Raw genomic sequence first — 22865 nt, 5'->3', positions numbered from 1 at the left:
AGAACGGCAATCGAGGTCCGATCCGGCGCCTGACCTCGTCGGTCAGGTCCCCGAAGGTGAACCGGAGAGTTATTCAGTCCCGTATCGCGCCATGGGACCGGGAGACGTCTAGGCTTGACGTGGGCTGTTCGCAGCCTGCCATGTACGGAAAGTCGAGCTTGGAGGAGTTCACACGATCGTGTCAGCAACAGATGAGATTCGCGCGCTAACACAGCCCTCACACCCTGCTGACTGGAGCGAGGTGGACACCAAAGCCGTTGACACAGTGCGGGTTCTGGCCGCAGACGCGGTTCAGAAATGCGGCAGTGGACACCCCGGCACAGCCATGAGCCTGGCGCCGCTGGCCTACACGCTGTTCCAGCGAGTGATGCGGCATGACCCCACGGATACGGACTGGATGGGCCGCGACCGCTTCATCCTGTCCTGCGGACACTCGAGCCTGACGCTGTACATCCAGCTCTACCTCGGCGGATTCGGCCTCGAACTCGACGATCTGAAGGCGCTGCGCACCTACGAGTCCAAGACGCCCGGCCATCCCGAGTACCGCCACACGCGCGGCGTGGAGATGACCACCGGGCCGCTCGGTCAGGGACTTGCCTCGTCGGTCGGGATGGCGATGGCGGCCCGCTACGAGCGTGGACTGTTCGATCCGGACGCACCGGTCGGCCAGAGTGCGTTCGACCACTACATCTACGTGATCGCTTCCGACGGCGACATCGAAGAGGGCGTCACCTCGGAGGCCAGCTCACTGGCAGGCACCCAGCAGCTGGGCAACCTCATCGTGTTCTACGACAAGAACCACATCTCGATCGAAGACGACACCGACATCGCGCTGTCCGAGGACGTCGCCGCTCGCTATGAGGCATACGGCTGGCACGTCCAGCACGTCGAGGGCGGCGAGAACGTCACCGCGATCGAAGAGGCCGTCGAGAAGGCCAAGGCCGTGATCGACAAGCCGTCGATCATCGTCTTGCGCACCATCATCGGCTACCCCGCGCCCAACAAGATGAACACCGGCAGCGCCCACGGCAGCGCGCTCGGTGATGATGAGGTCGCCGAGACCAAGAAGCTGCTGGGATTCGACCCCGACCAGACGTTCGAGGTCGCGGACGAGGTCATCGCGCACACCCGGCAGCTCGTGGACCGGGGCGCCGAACGGCGCAAGGCCTGGGAGAAGTCGTTCGACGAGTGGGCCGAGGCGAATCCGGACCGCAAGGCTCTGCTCGACCGCCTCGTGGTGAACGGCCTGCCCGACGGCTGGACCGATGCGCTCCCCAAGTGGGAGGTCGGCGACAAGGATGTGGCCACCCGATCGGCGTCGGGCAAGGTGCTCTCAGCTCTCGGACCCGTTCTGCCCGAACTATGGGGTGGTTCCGCTGACCTCGCAGGCAGCAACAACACCACCATGGACGGAGCCGCGTCCTTCGGCCCCACCGGGATCAGCACCAAGAACTGGAGCGCGAACCCGTACGGGCGCACGCTGCACTTCGGCATCCGTGAACACGCGATGGGTGCGATCTTGTCGGGCATCGTCCGGCACGGACCGACCCGCGCATACGGCGGAACGTTCCTTCAGTTCGCCGACTACATGCGGCCGGCCGTGCGACTGGCCGCGCTGATGAAGACCGATCCCATCTATGTGTGGACCCACGACTCGATCGGGCTGGGCGAGGACGGACCCACCCACCAACCGATCGAGCACCTGGCGGCGCTGCGCGCGATCCCCGATCTCGACGTGGTGCGCCCCGGCGACGCCAACGAGACGGCCTACGCATGGCAGGCCATCATGACCCGGCGGCACAATCCGGTCGGGCTGGCGCTCACCCGGCAGAACATCCCGATCCTGGAGGGAACGTCGGCCGAGGGTGTGGCGAAGGGCGGATACGTCCTGTCAGAGCCCGAGGGAGATCCTCAGGTCATCCTGATCGGCACCGGGTCCGAGGTGTACCTCGCCGTCGAGGCGCAAAAGGCCTTGAAGGACAAGGGAATCAATGCCCGCGTCGTGTCGATGCCATGCGTGGAGTGGTTCGACGAGCAGGACAGCAGCTACCGCGATTCGGTGCTGCCGCCCACGGTGAAGGCCCGAGTGGTCGTGGAAGCCGGTATCGCGATGCCGTGGTACCGCCTCGTCGGCGACGCCGGTGAGATCGTGTCCATCGAGCACTATGGCGCCTCTGCCGACTACAAGGTGCTCTACGAGAAGTTCGGTATCACCGCAGAGGCCGTCATCGCCGCCGCCGAGCGTTCGGTCGCAAAAACCAACTGAGATCTGCACAACACTTGAATTGGAGCGCAAAATGAGCGAACAGAACGCCAATCTTGCCGCACTGTCCCAGGCCGGCGTCTCGGTCTGGCTCGACGATCTCTCTCGCACCCGCATCCAGTCCGGCAATCTCGCCGAACTGATCGCCACCAAGTCGGTGGTGGGTGTCACCACCAACCCGTCGATTTTCCAGGCGGCATTGTCCAAGGGCAACGCCTACGACGATCAGGTCAACGAGCTGGCCGCCCGCGGCGCCGATGTGGATGCCACCATCCGCACGGTCACCACGGACGACGTGCGCAACGCGTGCGACGTGCTCGCCCCGCAGTACGAGGCATCCAAGGGTGTCGACGGGCGGGTCTCGATCGAGGTCGACCCGCGTCTCGCCCACGACTCCGACCAGACCGTGGCGCAGGCGGTGGAGCTGTGGAAGATCGTCGATCGTCCCAACCTGCTGATCAAGATCCCGGCAACAGAAGCGGGCATCCCGGCCATCACCAAGGTCATCGCCGAGGGCATCAGCGTGAACGTGACGTTGATCTTCTCGGTCGAACGTTATGAGCTGGTCATGGGCGCCTACATCGAGGGCCTGGAGAAGGCATCGGCAGCGGGGCACGATCTGTCCAAGATCCATTCGGTCGCATCGTTCTTCGTCTCTCGCGTGGACACCGAGATCGACAAGCGACTCGATGCCATCGGCAGCGACGAGGCGAAGGCACTCAAGGGAAAGGCCGGCCTGGCCAACGCCCGACTCGCCTACGTCGCCTACCAGAAGGTGTTCGAGGAGCAGCCGCGCTTCCGCGCACTGGCCGCCGCTGGGGCCAATGCCCAACGCCCACTGTGGGCCTCCACCGGCGTCAAGGACCCGAGTCTGCCGGACACCCTGTACGTCGGCGAGCTGGTGGCCCCCGGAACGGTGAACACGATGCCCGAGAAGACGATGGATGCCTTCGCTGATCATGGGAAGGTCAACCCCAACTCGATCATCGGCCAGGGTCCCGCGTCGCAGGAGGTGTTCGATGCGCTCTCCGGGATCGGGGTCGACCTCACCGACGTCTTCCTGACGCTGGAGAACGAGGGCGTGGAGAAGTTCGAGGTGGCGTGGCAGGAACTGCTCGACGCCACCGCGGAACAGTTGGCAGCCGGCTCGAAGGCCTGATCCCTTGGCCAAGGACGCAGCCGGGCAGTGGACGAATCCGCTGCGCGACGACCGTGACAAGCGTCTGCCCCGCATCGCCGGGCCCAGCAGTCTTGTCATCTTCGGCGTGACCGGCGACCTCGCGAAGCGCAAGTTGATGCCCGCGGTGTACGACCTCGCGAACCGGGGGCTCCTACCCCCCGGTTTCGCGCTGGTCGGATTCGCCCGCCGGGACTGGGACCACGAGGACTTCTCCGAGGTGGTGCACGACGCCGTGCGCGCTCATTCCCGTACGCCGTTCCGCGAGGACGTCTGGGAGCGGCTCAGCGAGGGCTTCCGGTTCGTCCAGGGCACGTTCGACGATGACACGGCCTTCGAGAAGCTCCGGGACACCCTCGGTGAACTCGACGAGAAGCGCGGAACTGAGGGTAATCACGCCTTCTACCTGTCGATCCCGCCGGCGGCCTTCCCGGTGGTGTGTGAGCAGCTGTCGAAGTCGGGGCTGGCCGAGCAGTCCGACGACCATTGGCGGCGCGTGGTCATCGAGAAGCCGTTCGGGCACGACCTGGAGAGCGCGAAAGAGCTGAACTCGGTGGTGAACACCGTCTTCCCGGAGCACTCCGTGTTCCGCATCGACCACTACCTCGGCAAAGAGACCGTGCAGAACATCCTGGCGCTGCGCTTTGCCAACCAGCTGTTCGATCCGGTGTGGAGCTCGCACTACGTGGACCACGTGCAGATCACGATGGCTGAGGACATCGGACTCGGAGGCCGGGCCGGTTACTACGACGGCATCGGCGCCGCCCGCGATGTGATCCAGAACCACCTGATCCAGCTGATGGCCCTGATCGCGATGGAAGAACCCATCTCGTTCGAACCACACGAACTGCAGACCGAGAAGATCAAGGTCCTCTCCGCAACACGCAACATCCTGCCGCTCGACGAGAACACCGCACGCGGACAGTACGAAGCCGGCTGGCAGGGCAGCGAAGAGGTGCCGGGGCTCAAGGACGAGAAGGGCTTTGCCGCGGACTCGACCACCGAGACCTTCGCCGCCATCGCACTCGAGGTCGACAGCAGGCGGTGGGCGGGCGTCCCCTTCTACCTACGGACGGGAAAGCGCCTGGGCCGCAGGGTCACCGAGATCGCACTGGTGTTCAAGCGCGCGCCGCACCTGCCGTTCGATCAGACGATGACCGAAGAGCTCAGCCAGAACGCACTGGTGATCCGGGTACAGCCGGACGAGGGCATCACGTTGCGTTTCGGGTCGAAGGTGCCGGGGTCGTCCATGGAGGTCCGGGACGTCAACATGGACTTCAGTTACGGGCAGGCCTTCACCGAGTCGTCCCCCGAGGCGTACGAGCGTCTGATCCTCGATGTGCTGCTCGGCGAGCCATCGCTGTTCCCGGTCAATGCCGAGGTCGAACTGTCCTGGAAGATCCTCGACCCGGTGCTCGAACACTGGGCAGCGAACGGAAAGCCCGACGGCTATGAATCGGGCACCTGGGGTCCGAGATCGGCCGAGGAGATGCTGGCCCGGCACGGACGGACCTGGCGACGTCCGTGATCGGTGTCGGGCAGATGGAGCAGCAGCGCTGCGAGGGCGACCAAGGAGTTGTAGTCATGCCGACGAAGGAGTTCCAGTCGTGATTGTCGAACTGCCCGATACCAGCACCACCGCGATCAGCAAGGAACTCATCAAGATCCGTGATGCCGGCGGTGCTTTCACGTCGGGCCGGGTGCTGACCCTGCTCGTCTGCTCGGACGAGGGCGAACCCACCGAAGGCGCGATCGACGCGGCCAACGAGGCCAGTCGCGAGCACCCTTGCCGGGTGATCGTGGTGTCGTGCGGCGACCGTCGGATGAAGTCGCGACTGGACGCACAAATCCGGGTGGGCGGCGACGCAGGCGCGTCGGAGGTGGTGGTTCTGCATCTCTACGGCGAATTGGCGAATCACGGTGAGAGCGTGGTCATCCCGTTCATGCTGCCGGACACGCCGGTGGTGACGTGGTGGCCGGGCCGGCCACCCGAGAATCCTGCCGCCGATCCGATGGGGCAGCTCGGAAGGCGCCGTATCACCGACACCAACAAGGCATCCGATGTGCCCGCAGCCCTCGCCGAGCGACTGAGGACGTACTCCCCCGGCGACTCGGACATCGCGTGGTCCCAGATCACCCCGTGGCGCGCCTTGCTCACCTCGGCGCTCGATCAACCGCCGCACAGTGCAGCGGTGTCCGCTGAGGTCGAGGGCCCTGCGGGATCTCCCGCGGTCGATCTGCTCGCCGGTTGGTTGCATGCCGTTCTTAAGGTGCCGGTGACCCGATCGGTCGGCAGCTTCAAGGTGACCCTCGAACGCGAGGCCGGACCGCTGGTGCTGTGCGTCGGTATGAGCAACCAGGCCATCATCTCCATTCCGGGCAAGCCCGACGGCAAGGTGGCCCTACCCGGTCGTGACATCCGCGACTGCCTCGCCGAAGAGCTGCGGCGACTCGATCCGGACGAGATCTACCACCTCGCCCTGCAGGGCGTCGATGGGCTGACCCGAGCGAAAGACAAGGTGCACGCATGAACGCCGATGCGCAGGTGATCCACTGCGCGGACAAGTCCGCGCTCGTCGAGTCGGTGGCGGCGCGGTTCATCGCCACGGTCACCTCGGCGCAGGCCGCGCGCGGCAGCGCCTCGGTGGTACTGACCGGAGGTAGCAACGGAATCGCGCTACTGGAAGCTCTGGCCAAGGACTCCGGCGACATCGACTGGTCCGCGGTGGACATCTACTGGGGTGACGAACGGTTCGTCACCGCCGACGACCCCGAACGGAACGCCGGGCAGGCTTACGATGCGCTACTCAACCACGTTCCGGTGCAACCGGATCGGGTGTTCGTCATGGCTGCGTCCGATGGCGAGTTCGGCGACGACATCGAAGCGGCGGCGGCCGCTTACGCTGCGACGTTGTCGTCGAAAGCCGGCGACGGCCATCTGGTACCGGAGTTCGACGTCCATCTGGTCGGGATGGGCGGTGAGGGGCACATCAACTCGCTGTTCCCCCACAGTGCGGCAACTGCCGAAGCCGACGCCACCGTGGTCGCCGTCACCGACTCACCCAAGCCACCGCCCCAGCGGATCACGCTGACGTTCCCGGCTGTCGCCCGGGCCCGCGAGGTCTGGTTCCTGGTGTCCGGCGCCGAGAAGGCCGAGGCGGTGGCCGCCGGAGTCGGTGGGGCCGATCCTCTGGACTGGCCGTGTGCCGGGGCGCACGGCACGGACGCAACCGTGTGGTTCGTCGACCCGGACGCGGCGTCGCAGCTGACCTGAGCTGGGTTCGTCTAGACCGCAAACTGCGCACGGGTGAGATCCCCCTGGTGGCCGACTGGGTTGCCGCTCTAGCTCAGGGCGACCAGTTCGTGAAGAGTGGTCCCCGTTCTCGTCAACGCGCCACCGGACGTGTGCACGGTGAGCTCGAAGTCGGAGTAGAACCGGAAATATCCCGGGTGACCGATGAGGCGATATGCCAGCGGTCGCAGCGGGGCGCTGCCCACGATCGGAACCCCTCGCACAATATCCTCGGCATGAATCACGTTGCGCACCTGCAAGATCAGCTCCATTTCACCGGGAACGTGCAGGGTCACCGAAGTCGGGTAGGTGCGGCCCGCGTCCTCATCGAACGCCGGTGGTCCCTCGGTCAGGATCGTCTCCCCCGTACTCAGGACCACCTCGTTGTCGCGTGCCAGCATGAGCGGGCTGATCACGTGGGAATCGAACCGCCGCTGCGTCATGACGGTGGCGTAGAGCAGCGAATAGTCCGCTAGGTACAGCCGGCCCCAGTGCCAGCGGTCGATGACCCTTTTCATGTCGCCGGTGCCCCAATTGTGGTCGGCGTACCCCTGGCCCATGACGTCGAACTTGTTGTCCCCGAGGCTCACCCATCCCGTCACTGTCGCTCTCGGAGCACCGACCACCCAGCCGAACGACTCGGCGTCGGTGAAATGCGTCTCGCCACTGCCCGGCATCCAGGGCCTCATCACGCTGTCGAAACGGAGATCGAGTTCAATCCCGCCGATCGCCGCATGGACCAGATAGCTCGGCAGAGGCGCCGAGACCGATTCGATGTGGGCACGGTTCTCACCGATGGTCACATCGGCCCGGTCGGCGGTGAACGTTGCCTTCGATCGTGAATATCTCTTGGAGAACTGCTGCCGAGATCCATCCGGCGAATACAGCGTGACCTCAACCCAGGGACGCGCCCATGGCATGTCTTCCGGGCGGCGCTTGTTGAAGAACACGACGATCGAATACCCGTTGTCGAACGTGGCGTCAAAGTACCAGTGCTCGAATGGCTTTCCGTGCGAAGGGAGATGGACTCCGTTGTCGGACGGGCGTACCACGGTGAGTTCACCGTCGCGACGGCCCGGACCGTTCCACGCCTCGACCACACTCACCGCCGCAAACCCCCGCTGGCGTCGAATTCGGCCGACCGGCCTTCCATCTGCGCGTCGTGCCAGTTCTCCCGGTGTTTGCGCATGATGGACTCGTGGAGACGGGCGAACGGAGGGCAGATCCGGCGGACGGTCTCGATCAGCACCACCGCAGGCAGTCGCGCGATGATCCAGGCAATCCCGGGCGCCGCACTCGGCATGTTGTACCGGCGGCGCGTCCACGGCATCATGAAAACCGCCGAATAGGCGGAATACATTGTGGCGTTGTACTTTTCACGCAAGCGTCGAACACCGGTGTGACCATCGCGAGGCGCAAATGCGGCTGGGAACGATTCGATGAGTTCGGCGCCGTGACCGCCCGCGTCGTAACTGCGGGCGGAATTGACCAACGCCAGGAGCCGAAGCGAGTCGGCGATCGATTCGGGATACCACTGCATGCGGACGCCCAAGAGATGACCGAGATAGCGCTGGTAATGCAACAGCACCCGGATCTCCCGGAGCGAGGTCTGCACCCCCACCAGCCAGAGAGCCATCGCCGGGACGACGCTGCCACCGAGCAGCGTCAACAACTGGTACGACTGGCTGATGGGCACACCCCACCGCTCGGTGTCCCATTCGGGATGCTCGGCGACCTTTCGGCGCACCCACACGTGCATCACGCGAACCCGCATGGCTGTGGCACGGCCGGCCGATCCAGGTGTCAACAACGCGTCCGGCTCGGACACGTCGATCCAGAAACGGGCCGTCTCGAGGAACCTACGCAGGGCGTTGTCCCCCGCGTAACCGCCCGCCAGCGACAGCGGTGTGGCCACAGCCGCCTCGGTATACATCTCCAGGGTGATGCCGCCCGCCACGCTGAACAGCGAGGTGCCCCATCGACGCCAGATGGCCTCTCCTTCGGCGATCATCGCCGGATCCACCCAGTCGGGGACGGTTTCGAACTCCTCGAACAGCGCCTTCATCGCTGCGGGAGGGTCCTCGATGGAATCGAGCCCCTCCGTCAAGGCCTTGTCGAGAAGGGCGCGGGCAGCGGGCGCTCCCAGCTCGCCGTACACCTCGTCGACAAATCGTTCGGCCACGGGGTCACTGCGGAACATGTCTTCGGCGAATGTCCGGATTTGATCGTCCGTGGGAAAGAGGTCGCGACCAGTTGTCTTGACAGCTGCTCGACGGACGGTCCTGAGCCACCGGTTGTTCTGAGCCGCGCCGTACTTGACGGCCGTCGGGAAACCGGGGACGGGTACACGCTGGTCTGGCAGTGTCGCGGACACAGGTTCTCCTCGGGGGTAGAGCAAGAGTTGAGACTGTTTTGCGTAATCGTCTCACATCGTTCGCCACATTTTCTGAATTCATGGACAAGCCGATGTCGAGAACCACCGAGCGACTCCGTCCCCGTAGTGAAACGGCCACAATGGGCCGTACCCACCAAGGAGAAGACGATGGCCAAGTACCTGTTGCTCAAGCACTACCGGGGTGGCCCGGCACCGCTGTTCGACACACCGATGGACCAGTGGAAGCCCGAGGAGGTGTCCGCCCATATGCAGTTCATGGAAGACTTCGCGACCCGCCTGCAACGCAACGGCGAATTCGTGGACGGCCAGGCGCTGTCGATGGAGGGAACGTTCGTGCGATACGACGGTGAGGGTCGCCCGCCGGTCACCGACGGCCCGTTCGCGGAGACCAAAGACCTGATCGCCGGCTGGATGGCGATCGATGTCGACAGTTACGACCGTGCTCTCGAACTCGCTGCCGAACTGTCTGCGGCGCCCGGTGCGGGCGGTGAACCTCTTCGCGAGTGGCTGGAGGTGCGCCCCTTCCTCACCGCACCCACCGCGATCACGGAGTGACACGCGGTGGATGAGGCTCTGTTACGGAACCTCACGCCTGCTGTGATCGGCGTCCTCGTACGTCGCGGAGTCGACTTCGCGACGGCCGAGGACGCCGTGCAGGACGCACTGGTGGAGGCGATGAAGCTGTGGCCGACTGATCCTCCACGGGATCCGAAAGGCTGGCTGGTCACTGTCGCCTGGCGCAAGTTCCTCGACTCGGTGCGGTCGGAAAACGCTCGGCGTGACCGTGAGGTCCGTGCGGAGAACGAGCCGCCACCCGGCCCTGGACAGATCGCCGACGACACGCTCCACCTGTACTTCCTCTGCGCCCACCCGTCTCTCACGCCGGCGTCAGCCGTCGCGCTCACCCTGCGCGCGATCGGCGGCCTGAGTACCCGGCAGATCGCGCAGGCCTATCTCGTCCCCGAGGCAACGATGGCCCAGCGGATCAGCAGAGCCAAACGAACCGTGTCAGACGTCCGCTTCGACCAGCCCGGTGACCTCGCGACGGTGCTCCGGGTGCTCTATCTGGTGTTCAACGAAGGATATTCCGGCGACATCGACCTGGCCGGTGAGGCCATTCGACTGACCCGTCAGCTCGACGCGATGGTGCGGCAGGAGGAGGTCTCCGGCCTGCTCGCCCTCATGCTGCTCCACCACGCCCGGCGGCCGGCACGGATAGGCCCCGACGGCGGCCTGGTGCCACTCGCCGATCAGGACCGGCGCCTCTGGGACACCGGCATGATCGCCGAGGGAGTCGACGTACTCCAGAACGCGCTCGCCCGCGACAACCTCGGCGAGTTCCAGGCGCAGGCCGCCATTGCTGCCCTGCACGCCGACGCCCGATCGGCCTCGGAAACCGACTGGGTGCAGATCGTGGAGTGGTACGACGAACTGGTGCGACTCACCGACAGTCCGATCGTTCGGCTCAATCGCGCGGTGGCAGTCGGTGAGGCGGACGGACCGCGAGCCGGGCTGGCCGCCCTCGCCGGGCTCGACACCGCACTGCCCCGGTATACGGCCGTTTGCGCCTACCTGCACGAACGCGACGGCGACATCAAGACCGCGGCGCGACTGTACGCCGACGCCGCCCGACTGGCGCCCAGCGTGCCCGAACGTGACCACCTCACGCGCCAGGCGGCACGATTGAACGCCGCCCGGCGCAACTGAGGGACACCCGGCCCGGCGAGCCGTCAGCCGCTGTTGCGCAGCGCGGTTGCGAGACCGTTCATCGTGAGCTGGATGCCGCGGCGGACCAGCTCGGAGTCGTCCCCGCCGCGGTAACGCCGCAGAAGCTCCACCTGGAGGTGATTCAGCGGCTCGAGGTACGGAAAACGGTTGAAGACCGACCGTTTGAGCGCTGGGTTGTCGGCCAGGAGGTCGTCGGTCTTGGTGATCTTGAAGTACATGGCCGTTGTGCGTTCATGCTCGGCGGATATCATCCCGAAGACTTTGACACGCAGGTCCTCATCGGGAACGAGTCGCGAATAACGTTCGGCCAGACCGAGATCCGACTTGGCCATCACCTGCGCCATGTTCGACATCACCGTTCGGAAGAACGGCCAGCGCTCGTAGTAGTCCGACAACGTCTCCAGCCGGCTGCTGTCGTCCCCCACCCACTGCTCGAACGCCGAGCCCGTGCCGTACCACCCGGGCAGCATCACGCGAGCCTGAGACCACGACAGCACCCACGGGATCGCACGGAGGTCAGAGATCTTCTCGGTCTGTTTGCGAGAGGCCGGACGGCTGCCGATGTTCAGCGACCCGATCTCCGACAGAGGCGTCGAGTTCACGAAATACTCGACGAATCCCGGTGTCTCGTGGACCAGTTCGCTGTAGGCCTGGCGAGCCAGCGCAGCGAGTTCATCAAGCACCGCGTACGCCGCTTCCGCTTCTTCTCCGAGGCCCTCGGTGTCCAGGAGCGACGACTCGATCGTCGCGGCCAGCAACGTCTCGAGATTGCGCCGGGCGACAACGGGTTCGGCGTATTTGGCCGCGATCACCTCACCCTGCTCGGTGATGCGGAGCGATCCCTGGACGGCGCCCGGCGGCTGGGCGAGGATCGCGTCGTAGCTCGGCCCACCCCCTCGGCCGACGGTACCGCCCCGGCCGTGGAAGAGCCGCAACCGGATTCCGGCCTTCTCGGCGGCTTCAACAAGGTCGAGTTCGGCGCGGTAGAGCGCCCAGTTCGCGGCGAGATACCCTCCGTCCTTGTTGGAGTCCGAGTAGCCGAGCATGATCTCCTGCATGCCCTCCTGCTGTTCAACCAACGCGCGGTACAGCGGAACATCCAGTGCTGCAAGAAGAGTGGCCGCACCTTGCTGCAGATCCTCGATGGTCTCGAAGAGAGGGACGACCCGGACGGTCGACGTCGGAGGAGTCTTCGCGTCACCGGGGTCGAACAGGCCTGCTTCCTTGAGCAGCACGATCGCCTCGAATAGATCGCTGACCGATGTGCACATGCTGATGACGTAGTTCGGAACGGCCTGGGGACCGAAAGCCGCGACCGCGGAGGCCGCAGCCCGAACGATCGCCAATTCCTTGTCGGCGAGCTCGGACAGTGTGGCGCCGGGCCCGACCAGTGGTCGACGGTTGCTCAGTTCCGCCGTCAGCAACTCGACCCGCTCGTGCTCGGACAACGACGTGTAGTCGTGATGGACCCCGGCCCAGGCGAGCAGTTCGGCCACCACCTCCTCGTGCATGTCCGAGTTCTGCCGCATGTCCAGGCCGGACAGGTGGAATCCGAACGCGCGCACGGCTTCGCGCAGAGTCAGCAATCGGTCATCGGCGAGTTCGTCGTCGCCGTTCGCGCGCAGTGACGCATCGATGACGTCGAGGTCCGCCAGTAACTGCTCGGCATCGGCGTACGTCTCGGCACCGTCTTTGGGGAAGCCCCCGTCGTTGACGGCCACAAAACGATCGTCGAACAACGAACCGGCGGTTGCAGCCAATCGACGCCGAATGGCCCGCAATGCCTGGCGATAGGGTTCGTCGGCGTCGGGGGTGCCACGCTCCACGCCGCCGAGCGCGAACACCTCGTCGTCGACCTCCGTCAGCCGCGACGTCAGGCTCAATTCCTGTGCCAGGGTGGTCAATTCGGATAGATGATGCGCCACAGCGGTTTCCGCGGCACGCCGGGTGGCCATGCCCACGATCTCACCGGTGACAAATGGATTCCCGTCGCGGTCTCCACCGATCCATGAGCCCATCCGGAGAATCGGATCGTCGGCGATGCCCGCAGTTGGATAGTGCTCTTGCAGCCATGCCCGTAGCTCGGCATTGACCCGGGGAATGACCTCGAAGAATCCGGCATCGTAATACCGCAGACCCACCTCGATCTCATCCTGGATCTGGAGACGCTCGAGTCGGATCAACGCGGTTTCCCACAGCGTGAGGATCTGCCGGTTCAGCGCGGTGTGCACCTCGTCGCGCTCGGCGGGTGTCAATTCCGTACGTCCGGCGAAGCGCATCAGATCAGTGATGCGACGCTGCACCTCGAAGACCGTGCGACGTCGGGTCTCGGTGGGGTGGGCGGTGATCACGGGCACCACGGTCGCATCTGCCAACGCAGATCCCACCTGCTCGTCGGTCAGACCCGCGGCAGACAGCTTCGAATATGTCGCGGCGAGACTCGAGTCCTGCGGAGGATCGCCGGCGCGCACATGGATGGCGCGGCGACGCTCGCGATGAATGTCTTCGGCGAGGTTGGCGAGCAAGGCGAAATGGCTGAACGCCCGGATGACCGAGATCGCGTCCTGGACGTCGATGTCGCGGAAGAGCTCTTCGAGTTCGGTGCGGTCGATTTCGTCGCGGCGGATCCGGAACGACTCGACGCGCGCTTTCTCGACCAGTTCGAAGGTCTCTTCGCCTGCATGTTTGCGCACGATCTGCCCGAGGATCCCGCCGAGCAACCGGATGTCCTCGCGGAGTGGTTCGGTGAGCTCGCGGTCGGTACTGCCGGCTTCCGGACGGGGCACGATGTGGCGCTTGTCAGTCACCGGTCAAGTATCTCTGGCCGGTCCGTGCTCGCGCATCTCGGACATGGCCCGTGTCGGCCGAAGTTACGAGAGTTTGATGTCCAGACCGATGCCGAGGATGAAGATCAGCCAGATGACGCCGACGAACACGGTGAGGCGGTCGAGATTTCGCTCGACAACACTGGAGCCGGACAAACTCGACTGCACGCCGCCGCCGAACAGCGACGAGAGTCCGCCGCCCTTGCCGCGGTGCAGCAGAACCAACACGATCAACATGACGCTGGTGACCACCAGTCCGATGTCCAGGGCAAGCTTCACGTGTCGTTTCCTATCAAAGAGTTGTACTGACGGCCGATCTTCAACTGTACCGGCCGCGTCCCCCATCCCAGAATTGTGCCCTTTTGGCGAACAAACCCGCAGGTCAGTACCGCCAAAAGGGCACAAAATCGGTTGGTCAGGGCAGCGGTCCCCCGGCGGCGATCGCCGAGAGGGTGGCGAACTCGTCGGACTTGAGCGACGCGCCACCCACCAGGGCACCGTCGACGTCGGTCTGTCCCACGATCTCGCCGACGTTCTTGGCATTCACAGATCCGCCGTAGAGGATGCGCACCGAGTCGGCGACCTTGGCGTCGGCCAGTTCGGCGAGCGTGGCACGCAGCGCCGCGCACACCTCCTGGGCGTCGGCGGCACTGGCAACGCGGCCGGTGCCGATGGCCCACACGGGTTCGTAGGCGATGACAACCTTGCTGATCTCGTCGGCGGACAGACCTGCAAGCGATCCCTTGAGCTGCGCGATGTTGTAGTCGACGTGGTCGCCCGCCTCGCGCACCTCGAGGCCTTCGCCGACACAGACGATGGGGGTCAGCTCGTACTTGAGCGCTGCCTTGGTCTTCGCCAGCACCACGTCGTCGGTCTCCGCGTGCATGGTGCGCCGCTCGGAATGCCCGACCACCACGAATGTGCACCCGAGCTTGGCCAGGAACGCGCCGCTGATCTCACCGGTGTACGCACCCGAATCGTGCGCCGAGAGGTCCTGCGCGCCATAGGTCAACAGCAACTTGTCGCCGTCGACGACGGTCTGCACGCTTCGGATGTCGGTGAACGGGGGGATCACCGTCACGTCGACCTTGTCGAAGTACTTGGCGGGCAACGCGAATGCGATCTTCTGCACCAGACCGATGGCCTCGAGGTGGTTGAGGTTCATCTTCCAGTTGCCGGCGATCAGCGGCTTACGATTGGCCATCTCAGTTCTCCAACACCTTCAGTCCGGGCAACTCTTTGCCTTCGAGATACTCCAGAGACGCACCGCCGCCGGTCGAGATGTGCGAGAACCCGTCCTCGGGGAGACCGAGGGTTCGGACCGCCGCCGCGCTGTCGCCGCCGCCGACCACGGAGAACGCTCCCCCGCTGGTTGCTTCGATGATCGCCTGGGCCAGACCCTTGGTGCCGGCGGCGAACTTCTCGAACTCGAAGACACCCGCCGGGCCGTTCCAGAAGACGGTCTTGGCCTCGTGCAACACGGCCGCGAAGCGCTTGACCGACTCGGGACCGATGTCCAACCCCATCCAGCCGTCCGGGATCTCTTCTGCCGACACGGTTTTGGCCTCGGCGTCGGCCGCGAACTTGTCGGCCACGACCACGTCCACCGGAAGGTGGATGACGTCCCCGAACCGCTCGAGCAAGGACTTGCAGACCTCGATCTGGTCTTCCTGCAGCAACGACGAACCGACCGACAGCCCACGTGCGGCGAGGAAGGTGAACGCCATACCGCCGCCGATCACCAGGGTGTCGACCTTGGGCGCCAGGGCCTCGATGACGCCGATCTTGTCCGACACCTTGGAGCCGCCGAGCACCACCGCGTAAGGCCGGGCGGTGTCGGTTGTCAGCTTGGCCAGAACCTCGACCTCGGCTGCGACGAGGCCACCTGCATAGTGCGGCAACAGCTTTGCCACGTCGTACACCGATGCCTGCTCACGGTGCACCACACCGAATCCGTCGGAGACGAACGCGCCCTCATCACCGGTCAACTCCACCAGCGCCTTGGCGAGCTTCTCGCGCTCGGCTGCGTCCTTGGAGGTCTCGCGCGGATCGAACCGCACGTTTTCGACCAACAGCACGTCGCCGTCGGTCAGACCTTCCGAGCGGGCCAACGCGTCCCCGCCGACCACGTCACCGGCGAGCTGGACGTTACGGCCCAGCTCGGTGCCAAGCCGCTCGGCGACCGGCGCGAGGGAGAACGCCGGGTCGGGCGCCCCCTTCGGACGGCCCAGGTGTGCGGTCACGATGACCTTGGCACCTGCGTCGGACAGAGCCTTGATGGTCGGCGCCGACGCAACGATGCGTCCGGCGTCGGTGATCTTGCCGCCGTCGAGAGGCACGTTGAGGTCGGAACGGACCAACACGGTCCTTCCTTCCACTCCGGTCTCGAGCAAATCGGCGAGGGTGGGAACCGAGGTGGTCACGGGTACGTCGTCTCCTGGCGCTGGAAGGACCTGATTACAGTGACTTGCCGACCAGGCCGATGAGGTCGACGAGGCGGTTGGAGTAGCCCCACTCGTTGTCGTACCACGACACGATCTTGACCTGGTCCTCGATCACCTTGGTCAGCGGCGCATCGAAGATGCTCGAGTGCGGGTCGGTGACGATGTCGGAGGACACGATCGGGTCGGTGCTGTACTTCAGGATGCCCTTGAGGGGGCCCTCGGCGGCAGCCTTCATCGCGGCGTTGATCTCGTCGACGCTTGCCGACTTCTTGAGGTTCGCGGTGAGGTCTGTGACCGAGCCGGTCGGGATCGGCACGCGGAGTGCGTAACCATCGAGCTTGCCGAGCAGCTGCGGGAGCACGAGCCCGATCGCCTTGGCGGCACCGGTGCCGGTCGGGACCACGTTCAGAGCGGCAGCGCGCGCACGACGGAGGTCACTGTGCGGTCCGTCCTGGAGGTTCTGGTCCTGCGTGTAGGCGTGGATCGTGGTCATCAGACCCTTGACGATGCCGAACTCGTCGTCGAGGACCTTGGCGATGGGGCCGAGGCAGTTGGTGGTGCACGAAGCGTTGGAGATGATGTTCTGGCTGCCGTCGTACTTGTCGTCGTTGACGCCCATCACGATGGTGATGTCCTCGCCCTTTGCGGGCGCGGAGATGATGACCTTCTTGGCGCCGGCGTCCAGGTGGCCCTTCGCCTTGGCAGCATCGGTGAAGATTCCGGTGGACTCGACGACGACGTCGACACCGAGGTCGCCCCACGGCAGCGCCGACGGGCCTTCGCGCAGCGACAGCGCCTTGATCTTCTGATCGCCGACGACGATGGTGTCGTCACCTTCGAGCGAGACGTCCTGCGGCAGGCGGCCCAGGATGGAGTCGTACTTGAGCAGATGAGCCAGGCTCGCGTTGTCGGTGAGGTCGTTGACGGCGACGATCTCGACGTCGGTGGTGCCCAACGCCTTTTGTGCTTCCACGGCACGGAAGAAGTTGCGGCCGATCCGGCCGAATCCGTTGACGCCTACCCGAACGGTCACTGTGAGCTCCTTAGCTATGCGGTGTGCTGGGCCATTGTGTGGCTCCCGCCTCTGCGGCAGTGATCAGCCTAGTCGGCCCCGAACAGCCAGGCACGCCCGGTCCTGGCACCGGGCGTGGTGGGACGCCGAAGCGCCCGGCCGCGCTCGTCAGTCGTCGTCGAGCAGGTCGGCGGTGACCGCCGACTCGGTGTCGGGGATGCCTTCGGTCCGCGCCTTTTTGTCGGCCATCGACAGCAGACGCCGGATACGGCCCGCCACAGCGTCTTTCGTCATCGGCGGATCAGCGAGCTGGCCCAACTCCTCCAGCGATGCCTGCCGGTGGGTGATCCGGAGCTGTCCCGCCGAGATCAGGTGATCCGGCACCTGGTCGCCGAGGATCTCGAGCGCGCGCTCCACCCGGGCGGCAGCCGCAACAGCGGCGCGCGCCGACCGACGCAGGTTTGCGTCGTCGAAGTTGGCCAGGCGGTTGGCGGTGGCACGCACCTCGCGGCGCATCCGGCGCTCTTCCCAGGTGAGCCGGGTGTCCTGCGCTCCCATGCGGGTCAGCAATGCGCCGATGGCCTCGCCGTCGCGGATCACCACGCGGTCGGCGCCGCGGACCTCGCGAGCCTTGGCGGTGACGCCGAGCCGCCGAGCCGCACCCACCAGGGCCAGCGCGGCCTCCGGCCCGGGGCAGCTGACCTCCAGGGCCGAGGAACGGCCGGGCTCGGTCAACGATCCGTGCGCGAGAAATGCTCCACGCCAAGCAGCTTCGGCATCACCGATGGTGCCGCCGACCACCTGGGCCGGCAGGCCGCGCACGGGCCTGCCACGCATGTCCAGCAGGCCGGTCTGACGGGCCAGGGCCTCGCCATCCTTGGTGACGCGGACGATGTACCGGGCACTCTTGCGGATACCGCCGGCACTGAGGACGTGGAACTCGGAGTTGTACCCGTAGAGGTCGAAGATCGCCTGGCGCAGCCGCCGCGCGACGTTGCCGAGGTCCACCTCGGCCTCCACCACCACACGTCCCGCGACGATGTGGAGTCCGCCCGCGAAGCGCAGTAGAGCCGAGACCTCGGCCTTCCGGCTGCTCACCTGCGTGACCGCCAGACGACTCAATTCGTCTTTGACCGCGGATGTCATCGCCACCGGACGCCGTCTCCCTCTGTGGTTGTTGGAACTATCGATCTGTAACTGGCGGCTTCACTATCGCACAGGCCGGCGATGAGAGCCGCCACGCGAGCGGGGTCGTGAGTGTGGGTGCCAGGGACTGCCAGTTCGCCGTCGTGCAGGGTGGCACCGAACTTCGCGGCAGCGCGTTCCACATGCTCGCGTTCGCGTCCGAAGGGCACCGACGCCGAGTCGACGACCACGTGGTCGACCCGGAAATCGTCGGCATGGGCGAGCAGGACGTGCAGGTGGCGTTCAACCGAAAAACCGGCTGTCTCACCGGGTTCGGGGGCGAGGTTGACGATGAGGATCTTGCGGGCCGCCGTCCGTTTGAGGGCTGCGAGCTGCTCGGGTACCAACACATGCGGGATCACGCTCGAGAACCAGGACCCCGGGCCGAGGACCACCAGGTCGGCGCCGTCGATGGCGTCGACGGCCTCCGGGCACGCCGGCGGCTGGTGCGGCAGCAAGCGGACCCGGCGCACCTTGCCCGGCGTGGTCGCGACCGCGACCTGACCGCGGATCGAATGGCTGATCCGCGGGTCGGCTTCGAGCCCGGACACATCGGCTTCGATGTCGAGGGCGGTGGCCGACATCGGCAACACCCTGCCCTGCACACCGAACAATGTGGTGATCATCTCCAGCGCTTTGACCGCGTCGCCGGTGACCTCGGTGAGCCCGGCGAGCAACAAATTTCCGACCGGATGGCCTGCCAGGGCTCCGCGCCCGCCGAAGCGGTGCTGCAACAGCGCGGCCCACTCCTCGGGTGGCTGTGCACCGGCGACCCCGGCGACATCCCGGCTCTCTGGTTCGGTGGCAGCGAGCAAGGCGGCAATGGCCATCCGGAGGTCACCGGGCGGCAGGACGCCGAGTTCGGACCGCAGACGTCCGGACGATCCGCCGTCGTCGGCGACCGTCACCACGGCGGTCACGTTGTTGCTCAACCGGCGCATGGCGGTGAGGGTGGCGTACAGACCATGCCCCCCACCCAGCGCGACGATCGAGGGGTCGCGGCCGGTCATTCGCGGCCCAGATCCCGATGGGCCACCCGTACCGCAAAAGCGGCCGCGCCATCGGCCGGGCACGACAATCGGGCGGCGATGGCCTCGCTCATCGCGACGCTTCGGTGTTTTCCACCGGTGCACCCGATGGCAACCGTCATGTACCTCTTGCCCTCGCGCCGGTATCCCGCACCGACCAGTCTCAAGATCTGCTCGTATTTCTCCAGGAACTCATCGGCGCCCTCCTGACCCAGGACGTAGTCACGCACCGGCTCCTCGAGACCGTTGTGGTCGCGGAGCTCCGGCACCCAGTGTGGATTGGGCAGGAAACGAACGTCGGCAACCATGTCCGCGTCGATCGGCAGCCCGTACTTGAACCCGAACGACTCGACCACCACGCTCACGTCAGCGACCGACGCGTTCGCATATGCGCCCTCGATGATCACCCTCAACCTGGCCACCGACAGGTTCGAGGTGTCGATGACAAGATCCGCCCGCTCCTTCACCGCAGCCAGCATCGCCCGCTCGGTCGCGATGGCCGAGATCAGAGTGCCGTTGCCCTGCAACGGATGTCGGCGACGTACCTGCTCGAACCGCTGCACCAGCACCTGGTCCGACGCCTCGATGAACACCACCTTGGGATCGACACCGGTCAGGGCCAGTTCGGAGCGCAGGGCATCGAGGGCCGAGGCGTAGGAGTCGATCTGGATACGCATCACGATGGCCATCCGGGAGATGGCGGAGTCGTCGCGGCGGGCCACGTCCACCATCGACCTGATCAAGGTGTGCGGCACGTTGTCGACCACGTACCAGCCGGCGTCTTCGAGCAGGTTCGCAACGGTGCTGCTGCCGGCACCGGACAGTCCGGTGACCAGCAACACCTCGGTCAGCCCTGGGGCGCCGGTTGTGGTGCCGGCCTGCGATTCACTCACCTGGCGGATCCTGTCTGTTCACTGCCCTGATTATGTTCGACAAGTGCCGCTTGCACCGCCCGAGCGGTGGTCTGGCCGATCCCGGGTACCTCGGAGATCTGTTCGATGGTGGCCTGCCGCAGATTGGCCACCGACCCGAAGTGCGCGACGAGAGCCGCACGCCGGGTTGCTCCCAACCCGGGCACGCCGTCGAGTGCCGAGGCGGTCATCCGTTTGCTGCGCTTGCTGCGATGGAAGCTGATCGCGAACCGGTGCGCCTCATCGCGTACCCGCTGCAGGAGGAAGAGCGCTTCGCTGGTCCGGGGGAAGATGACCGGATCATCGTCGCCGGGCACCCATACCTCTTCGAGTCGTTTGGCCAGACCGATCACCGCGACATCGGTGATGTTCAATTCGTCCAGCACCGCCGCCGCCGCATGCACCTGTGGCGCGCCGCCGTCCACGACAAAGAGATTCGGTGGGTAGGCGAACTTGCGCGGACGCCCCGTCTTCGGGTCGATCGCCGCTTCCGGCGCCATGTCTCCCCCGTTCGGATCTACCTCGACGACGCCGTCAGCCGCGATGCCCCCACCGATCGCCGCGGTTGTCACCGGAGCCGCTGCCGCGACATCGGCACGGTGGCGCAAAAACCGGCGGCGCGTGACCTCGGCGATCGAGGCGACATCGTCGGACCGGCCGTCCCCGGCGGCCTCACGGATCGCGTAGTGCCGATAGTCGGACTTGCGTGGCAGGCCGTCTTCGAACACCACCAACGATGCAACCACGTCCGTGCCCTGCACGTGCGAGATGTCGATACATTCGATCCGCAGCGGCGCGGTGTCGAGGCCGAGGGTGTCCTGGATCTCGGTGAGGGCGGCCGACCGGGTCGTCAGGTCGCCCGCACGCTTGAGCTTGTGCTGGTTGAGGGCGTCGGCGGCGTTGCGCGCCAGGGTCTCCATCAGCGCCCGTTTGTCACCGCGTTGAGGAATGCGCAGGTCCACATTGCTTCCCCGCAGGCTCGAGAGCCATTCGCGGACCTCGTCGACGTTCGGGGGCAGCGTCTGGACCAGCACCTCCCGGGGTACCGGGTCGGCCTTCGCGTGGCCATCCTCCACGTCGATCGAGTCGGCTTGATCGACCTGCTCGCCGTAGAACTGCGTGAGGAACTGTCCGACCTGCTCGGCCATCTGGTCGTCGCCGGACTTCTCCACGATCCACCCACGTTGACCACGGACGCGGCCGCCGCGGACATGGAAGACCTGCACCGACACCTCGAGCTGGTCGCCGTCCATGGCCACGAGATCGGCGTCGGTGCCGTCTCCGAGCACCACGGCCTGCCGTTCGAGTGCCCGCCGCAGGGCCCCGATGTCGTCGCGCAGCCGGGCCGCGCGCTCGAAGTCCAGCTCTGCCGATGCGCGTTCCATCTGGCCCTGGAGGTTGTTGATCATGCGATCGGTGCGCCCGGCGAGGAAGTCGCAGAAGTCCTCGACGATGGTCCGGTGTTCTTCTGCGCTGACGCGCCCGATACACGGGGCCGCGCACTTGTCGATGTAACCCAGCAGACACGGTCGGTCGATCTGCTTGTGCCGCTTGAACACTCCGGAGGAACACGTGCGCGCAGGAAATACCCGCGTGAGCAGATCGAGCGTCTCGCGAATCGCCCAGGCATGCGAATAGGGCCCGAAGTAGCGGACCCCCTTGCGACGTGGTCCGCGGTAGACGAACAGCCGCGGGTATTCCTCGGCCATCGTGACGGCGAGCATCGGGTAGCTCTTGTCGTCGCGGTAGCGGACGTTGAAACGCGGATCGAACTCTTTGATCCAGTTGTATTCGAGCTGCAGGGCCTCGACTTCGGTGGACACCACGGTCCACTCGACCGACGCCGCCGTGGTCACCATCTGGCGCGTACGGGGGTGCAGCGAGGACAGGTCCGCGAAGTAAGAGGTCAGCCGCGAACGAAGACTTTTCGCCTTGCCCACGTAGATCACCCGATGGTGGATGTCCCGGAATTTGTACACACCGGGCTCGGTGGGAATGCTCCCCGGAGCCGGGCGGTACGTCGACGGGTCAGGCACGATTCCAGGCTAGTACCCCGCGCCGACAAGTCCGCACACGCGGCCGCCGCCGCCGGTGAGGACCCGCGGTACCCAGGTCAGTGTTCAGGGTCGCGGGTGTATCGGTCGCGCAACGCACGGAACTCGTTCATGGCCGCGATCGCCTTCTCGCCGTCGTTGGCCTGGATGGCCAGTACCGGGACGTGTTCGTCGTCCGGGAGCTCCAGGCGCGCCCAGTTCGCACTGTCCGGATACCAGACACCGCGCACGATGCTCCAGTCGAAGATGCGCTCCTGCAACAGGTTCCGGACCGCGACGCCCTCCGCCCCAACCCTGATGCGGGCGCGGGTCAGGGTGAGGAGTGACCCACCGATCACACAACCGATCAACGCCATGGCGACCTGGTCGGAGGTGCGGAAGTACGCCCCCGTGTCGGAGACCCGCAGCAGCGCTGCGATCACGATGAAGACGATGATGATGGCGGCCGCCGCGACGATCGCATAGCGCGGCGACTTCCTTGGTCTGTACACCAGCTGCCAACGGTCCTCGTCCCGGCCGCCGGAGGTGTTCGTGGTCACGGTCGAACGCAG

Annotated in this window: 19 protein-coding genes; 7 read left to right on the top strand and 12 right to left on the bottom strand. The window is 65.7% G+C overall.

The window, feature by feature from the left end; genetic code table 11:
* The first annotated feature begins 178 nt into the window (after positions 1 to 178).
* From tkt to pgl, 5 genes are all read left to right on the top strand, one after another.
* Positions 179 to 2266, top strand: a complete 2088-nt coding sequence (gene tkt, locus WIMU1_RS13870) for a transketolase (RefSeq protein WP_062798035.1) — start codon at positions 179 to 181, stop codon at positions 2264 to 2266.
* 31 nt (positions 2267 to 2297) lie between these two features.
* Positions 2298 to 3422 carry a transaldolase gene (tal, locus tag WIMU1_RS13865; RefSeq protein ID WP_062798033.1) on the top strand — a complete coding sequence of 375 codons (1125 nt, stop codon included), beginning with the start codon at positions 2298 to 2300 and terminating at the stop codon, positions 3420 to 3422.
* A gap of 4 nt (positions 3423 to 3426) precedes the next feature.
* The gene (zwf, locus tag WIMU1_RS13860; RefSeq protein ID WP_062798031.1) at positions 3427 to 4968 is read left to right on the top strand and encodes a glucose-6-phosphate dehydrogenase; all 1542 of its coding nucleotides are present in this window, start codon (positions 3427 to 3429) and stop codon (positions 4966 to 4968) included.
* A 79-nt stretch (positions 4969 to 5047) separates the two neighbouring features.
* On the top strand, positions 5048 to 5971 hold the full coding sequence (locus tag WIMU1_RS13855; RefSeq protein WP_062798028.1) for a glucose-6-phosphate dehydrogenase assembly protein OpcA: 924 nt from the start codon (positions 5048 to 5050) through the stop codon (positions 5969 to 5971).
* Positions 5968 to 6714 carry a 6-phosphogluconolactonase gene (gene pgl / locus WIMU1_RS13850; RefSeq protein WP_062798026.1) on the top strand — a complete coding sequence of 249 codons (747 nt, stop codon included), beginning with the start codon at positions 5968 to 5970 and terminating at the stop codon, positions 6712 to 6714. Before WIMU1_RS13855 ends, pgl begins: the two co-directional genes overlap by 4 nt.
* A 68-nt stretch (positions 6715 to 6782) precedes the next feature.
* Here the strand turns inward: pgl and WIMU1_RS13845 are convergent, their stop codons facing one another.
* Both WIMU1_RS13845 and WIMU1_RS13840 read right to left on the bottom strand, forming a co-directional pair.
* On the bottom strand, positions 6783 to 7838 hold the full coding sequence (locus WIMU1_RS13845; protein WP_174548735.1) for a lipocalin-like domain-containing protein: 1056 nt from the start codon (positions 7836 to 7838) through the stop codon (positions 6783 to 6785).
* Entirely contained in the window at positions 7835 to 9106 is a 1272-nt protein-coding gene (locus tag WIMU1_RS13840; RefSeq protein WP_062798024.1) for an oxygenase MpaB family protein, read from the bottom strand. Before WIMU1_RS13840 ends, WIMU1_RS13845 begins: the two co-directional genes overlap by 4 nt.
* A 168-nt stretch (positions 9107 to 9274) precedes the next feature.
* On the opposite strand from WIMU1_RS13840, the gene WIMU1_RS13835 reads away from it, so the two are divergent.
* Together WIMU1_RS13835 and WIMU1_RS13830 are read left to right on the top strand one after the other, a co-directional pair.
* Positions 9275 to 9682 (top strand): YciI family protein, encoded by a 408-nt coding sequence (locus tag WIMU1_RS13835; protein WP_030163110.1) that lies wholly within the window; start codon positions 9275 to 9277, stop codon positions 9680 to 9682.
* Positions 9683 to 9688: 6 nt separating this feature from the next.
* Positions 9689 to 10834 (top strand): RNA polymerase sigma factor, encoded by a 1146-nt coding sequence (locus tag WIMU1_RS13830; protein ID WP_062798023.1) that lies wholly within the window; start codon positions 9689 to 9691, stop codon positions 10832 to 10834.
* Positions 10835 to 10857: 23 nt separating this feature from the next.
* Here WIMU1_RS13830 and ppc read toward each other — a convergent pair whose 3' ends face one another.
* The 10 genes from ppc to WIMU1_RS13780 form a co-directional block, all read right to left on the bottom strand.
* On the bottom strand, positions 10858 to 13662 hold the full coding sequence (ppc, locus tag WIMU1_RS13825) for a phosphoenolpyruvate carboxylase (RefSeq protein ID WP_062798021.1): 2805 nt from the start codon (positions 13660 to 13662) through the stop codon (positions 10858 to 10860).
* Between the two features lie 63 nt (positions 13663 to 13725).
* Positions 13726 to 13959 carry a preprotein translocase subunit SecG gene (gene secG, locus WIMU1_RS13820; RefSeq protein WP_062798020.1) on the bottom strand — a complete coding sequence of 78 codons (234 nt, stop codon included), beginning with the start codon at positions 13957 to 13959 and terminating at the stop codon, positions 13726 to 13728.
* A gap of 136 nt (positions 13960 to 14095) precedes the next feature.
* Positions 14096 to 14884, bottom strand: coding sequence for a triose-phosphate isomerase (gene tpiA / locus WIMU1_RS13815; RefSeq protein WP_062798018.1), 789 nt, complete (start codon positions 14882 to 14884; stop codon positions 14096 to 14098).
* Between the two features lies 1 nt (position 14885).
* Complete coding sequence (locus tag WIMU1_RS13810) at positions 14886 to 16103, bottom strand: phosphoglycerate kinase (protein WP_030163118.1); 1218 nt, start codon at positions 16101 to 16103, stop codon at positions 14886 to 14888.
* Positions 16104 to 16137: 34 nt separating this feature from the next.
* Positions 16138 to 17157: a type I glyceraldehyde-3-phosphate dehydrogenase gene (gene gap, locus WIMU1_RS13805; protein ID WP_023959417.1), complete on the bottom strand. Its 1020-nt coding sequence runs from the start codon at positions 17155 to 17157 to the stop codon at positions 16138 to 16140.
* 147 nt (positions 17158 to 17304) lie between these two features.
* A complete protein-coding gene (gene whiA / locus WIMU1_RS13800; RefSeq protein ID WP_023959419.1) occupies positions 17305 to 18288 on the bottom strand; it encodes a DNA-binding protein WhiA in 984 nt (327 codons plus the stop codon).
* Complete coding sequence (locus tag WIMU1_RS13795) at positions 18279 to 19331, bottom strand: gluconeogenesis factor YvcK family protein (RefSeq protein ID WP_062798016.1); 1053 nt, start codon at positions 19329 to 19331, stop codon at positions 18279 to 18281. Before WIMU1_RS13795 ends, whiA begins: the two co-directional genes overlap by 10 nt.
* Positions 19328 to 20251 (bottom strand): RNase adapter RapZ, encoded by a 924-nt coding sequence (rapZ, locus tag WIMU1_RS13790; protein WP_051406560.1) that lies wholly within the window; start codon positions 20249 to 20251, stop codon positions 19328 to 19330. Before rapZ ends, WIMU1_RS13795 begins: the two co-directional genes overlap by 4 nt.
* Entirely contained in the window at positions 20239 to 22296 is a 2058-nt protein-coding gene (gene uvrC, locus WIMU1_RS13785) for an excinuclease ABC subunit UvrC (protein WP_062798015.1), read from the bottom strand. The genes rapZ and uvrC overlap by 13 nt, the downstream gene beginning before the upstream one ends.
* Positions 22297 to 22373: 77 nt before the next feature.
* Positions 22374 to 22853: a PH domain-containing protein gene (locus tag WIMU1_RS13780; protein ID WP_245969023.1), complete on the bottom strand. Its 480-nt coding sequence runs from the start codon at positions 22851 to 22853 to the stop codon at positions 22374 to 22376.
* Positions 22854 to 22865 lie beyond the last annotated feature (12 nt).

This window comes from Williamsia muralis NBRC 105860, assembly GCF_001598915.1.
GTDB lineage: Bacteria > Actinomycetota > Actinomycetes > Mycobacteriales > Mycobacteriaceae > Williamsia > Williamsia muralis.
Note: the sequence above shows the minus strand (reverse complement) of the source record. Positions and strands in the feature narration are given on the sequence as shown.

Bases quoted from the DNA above. Each gene is read 5' to 3' on its own strand.
- tpiA (WP_062798018.1), bottom strand. From the start codon at position 14,884: ATGGCCAATCGTAAGCCGCTGATCGCCGGCAACTGGAAGATGAACCTC.
- pgl (WP_062798026.1), top strand. From the start codon at position 5,968: ATGAACGCCGATGCGCAGGTGATCCACTGCGCGGACAAGTCCGCGCTC.
- WIMU1_RS13795 (WP_062798016.1), bottom strand. From the start codon at position 19,331: ATGACCGGCCGCGACCCCTCGATCGTCGCGCTGGGTGGGGGGCATGGT.
- tal (WP_062798033.1), top strand. From the start codon at position 2,298: ATGAGCGAACAGAACGCCAATCTTGCCGCACTGTCCCAGGCCGGCGTC.
- WIMU1_RS13835 (WP_030163110.1), top strand. From the start codon at position 9,275: ATGGCCAAGTACCTGTTGCTCAAGCACTACCGGGGTGGCCCGGCACCG.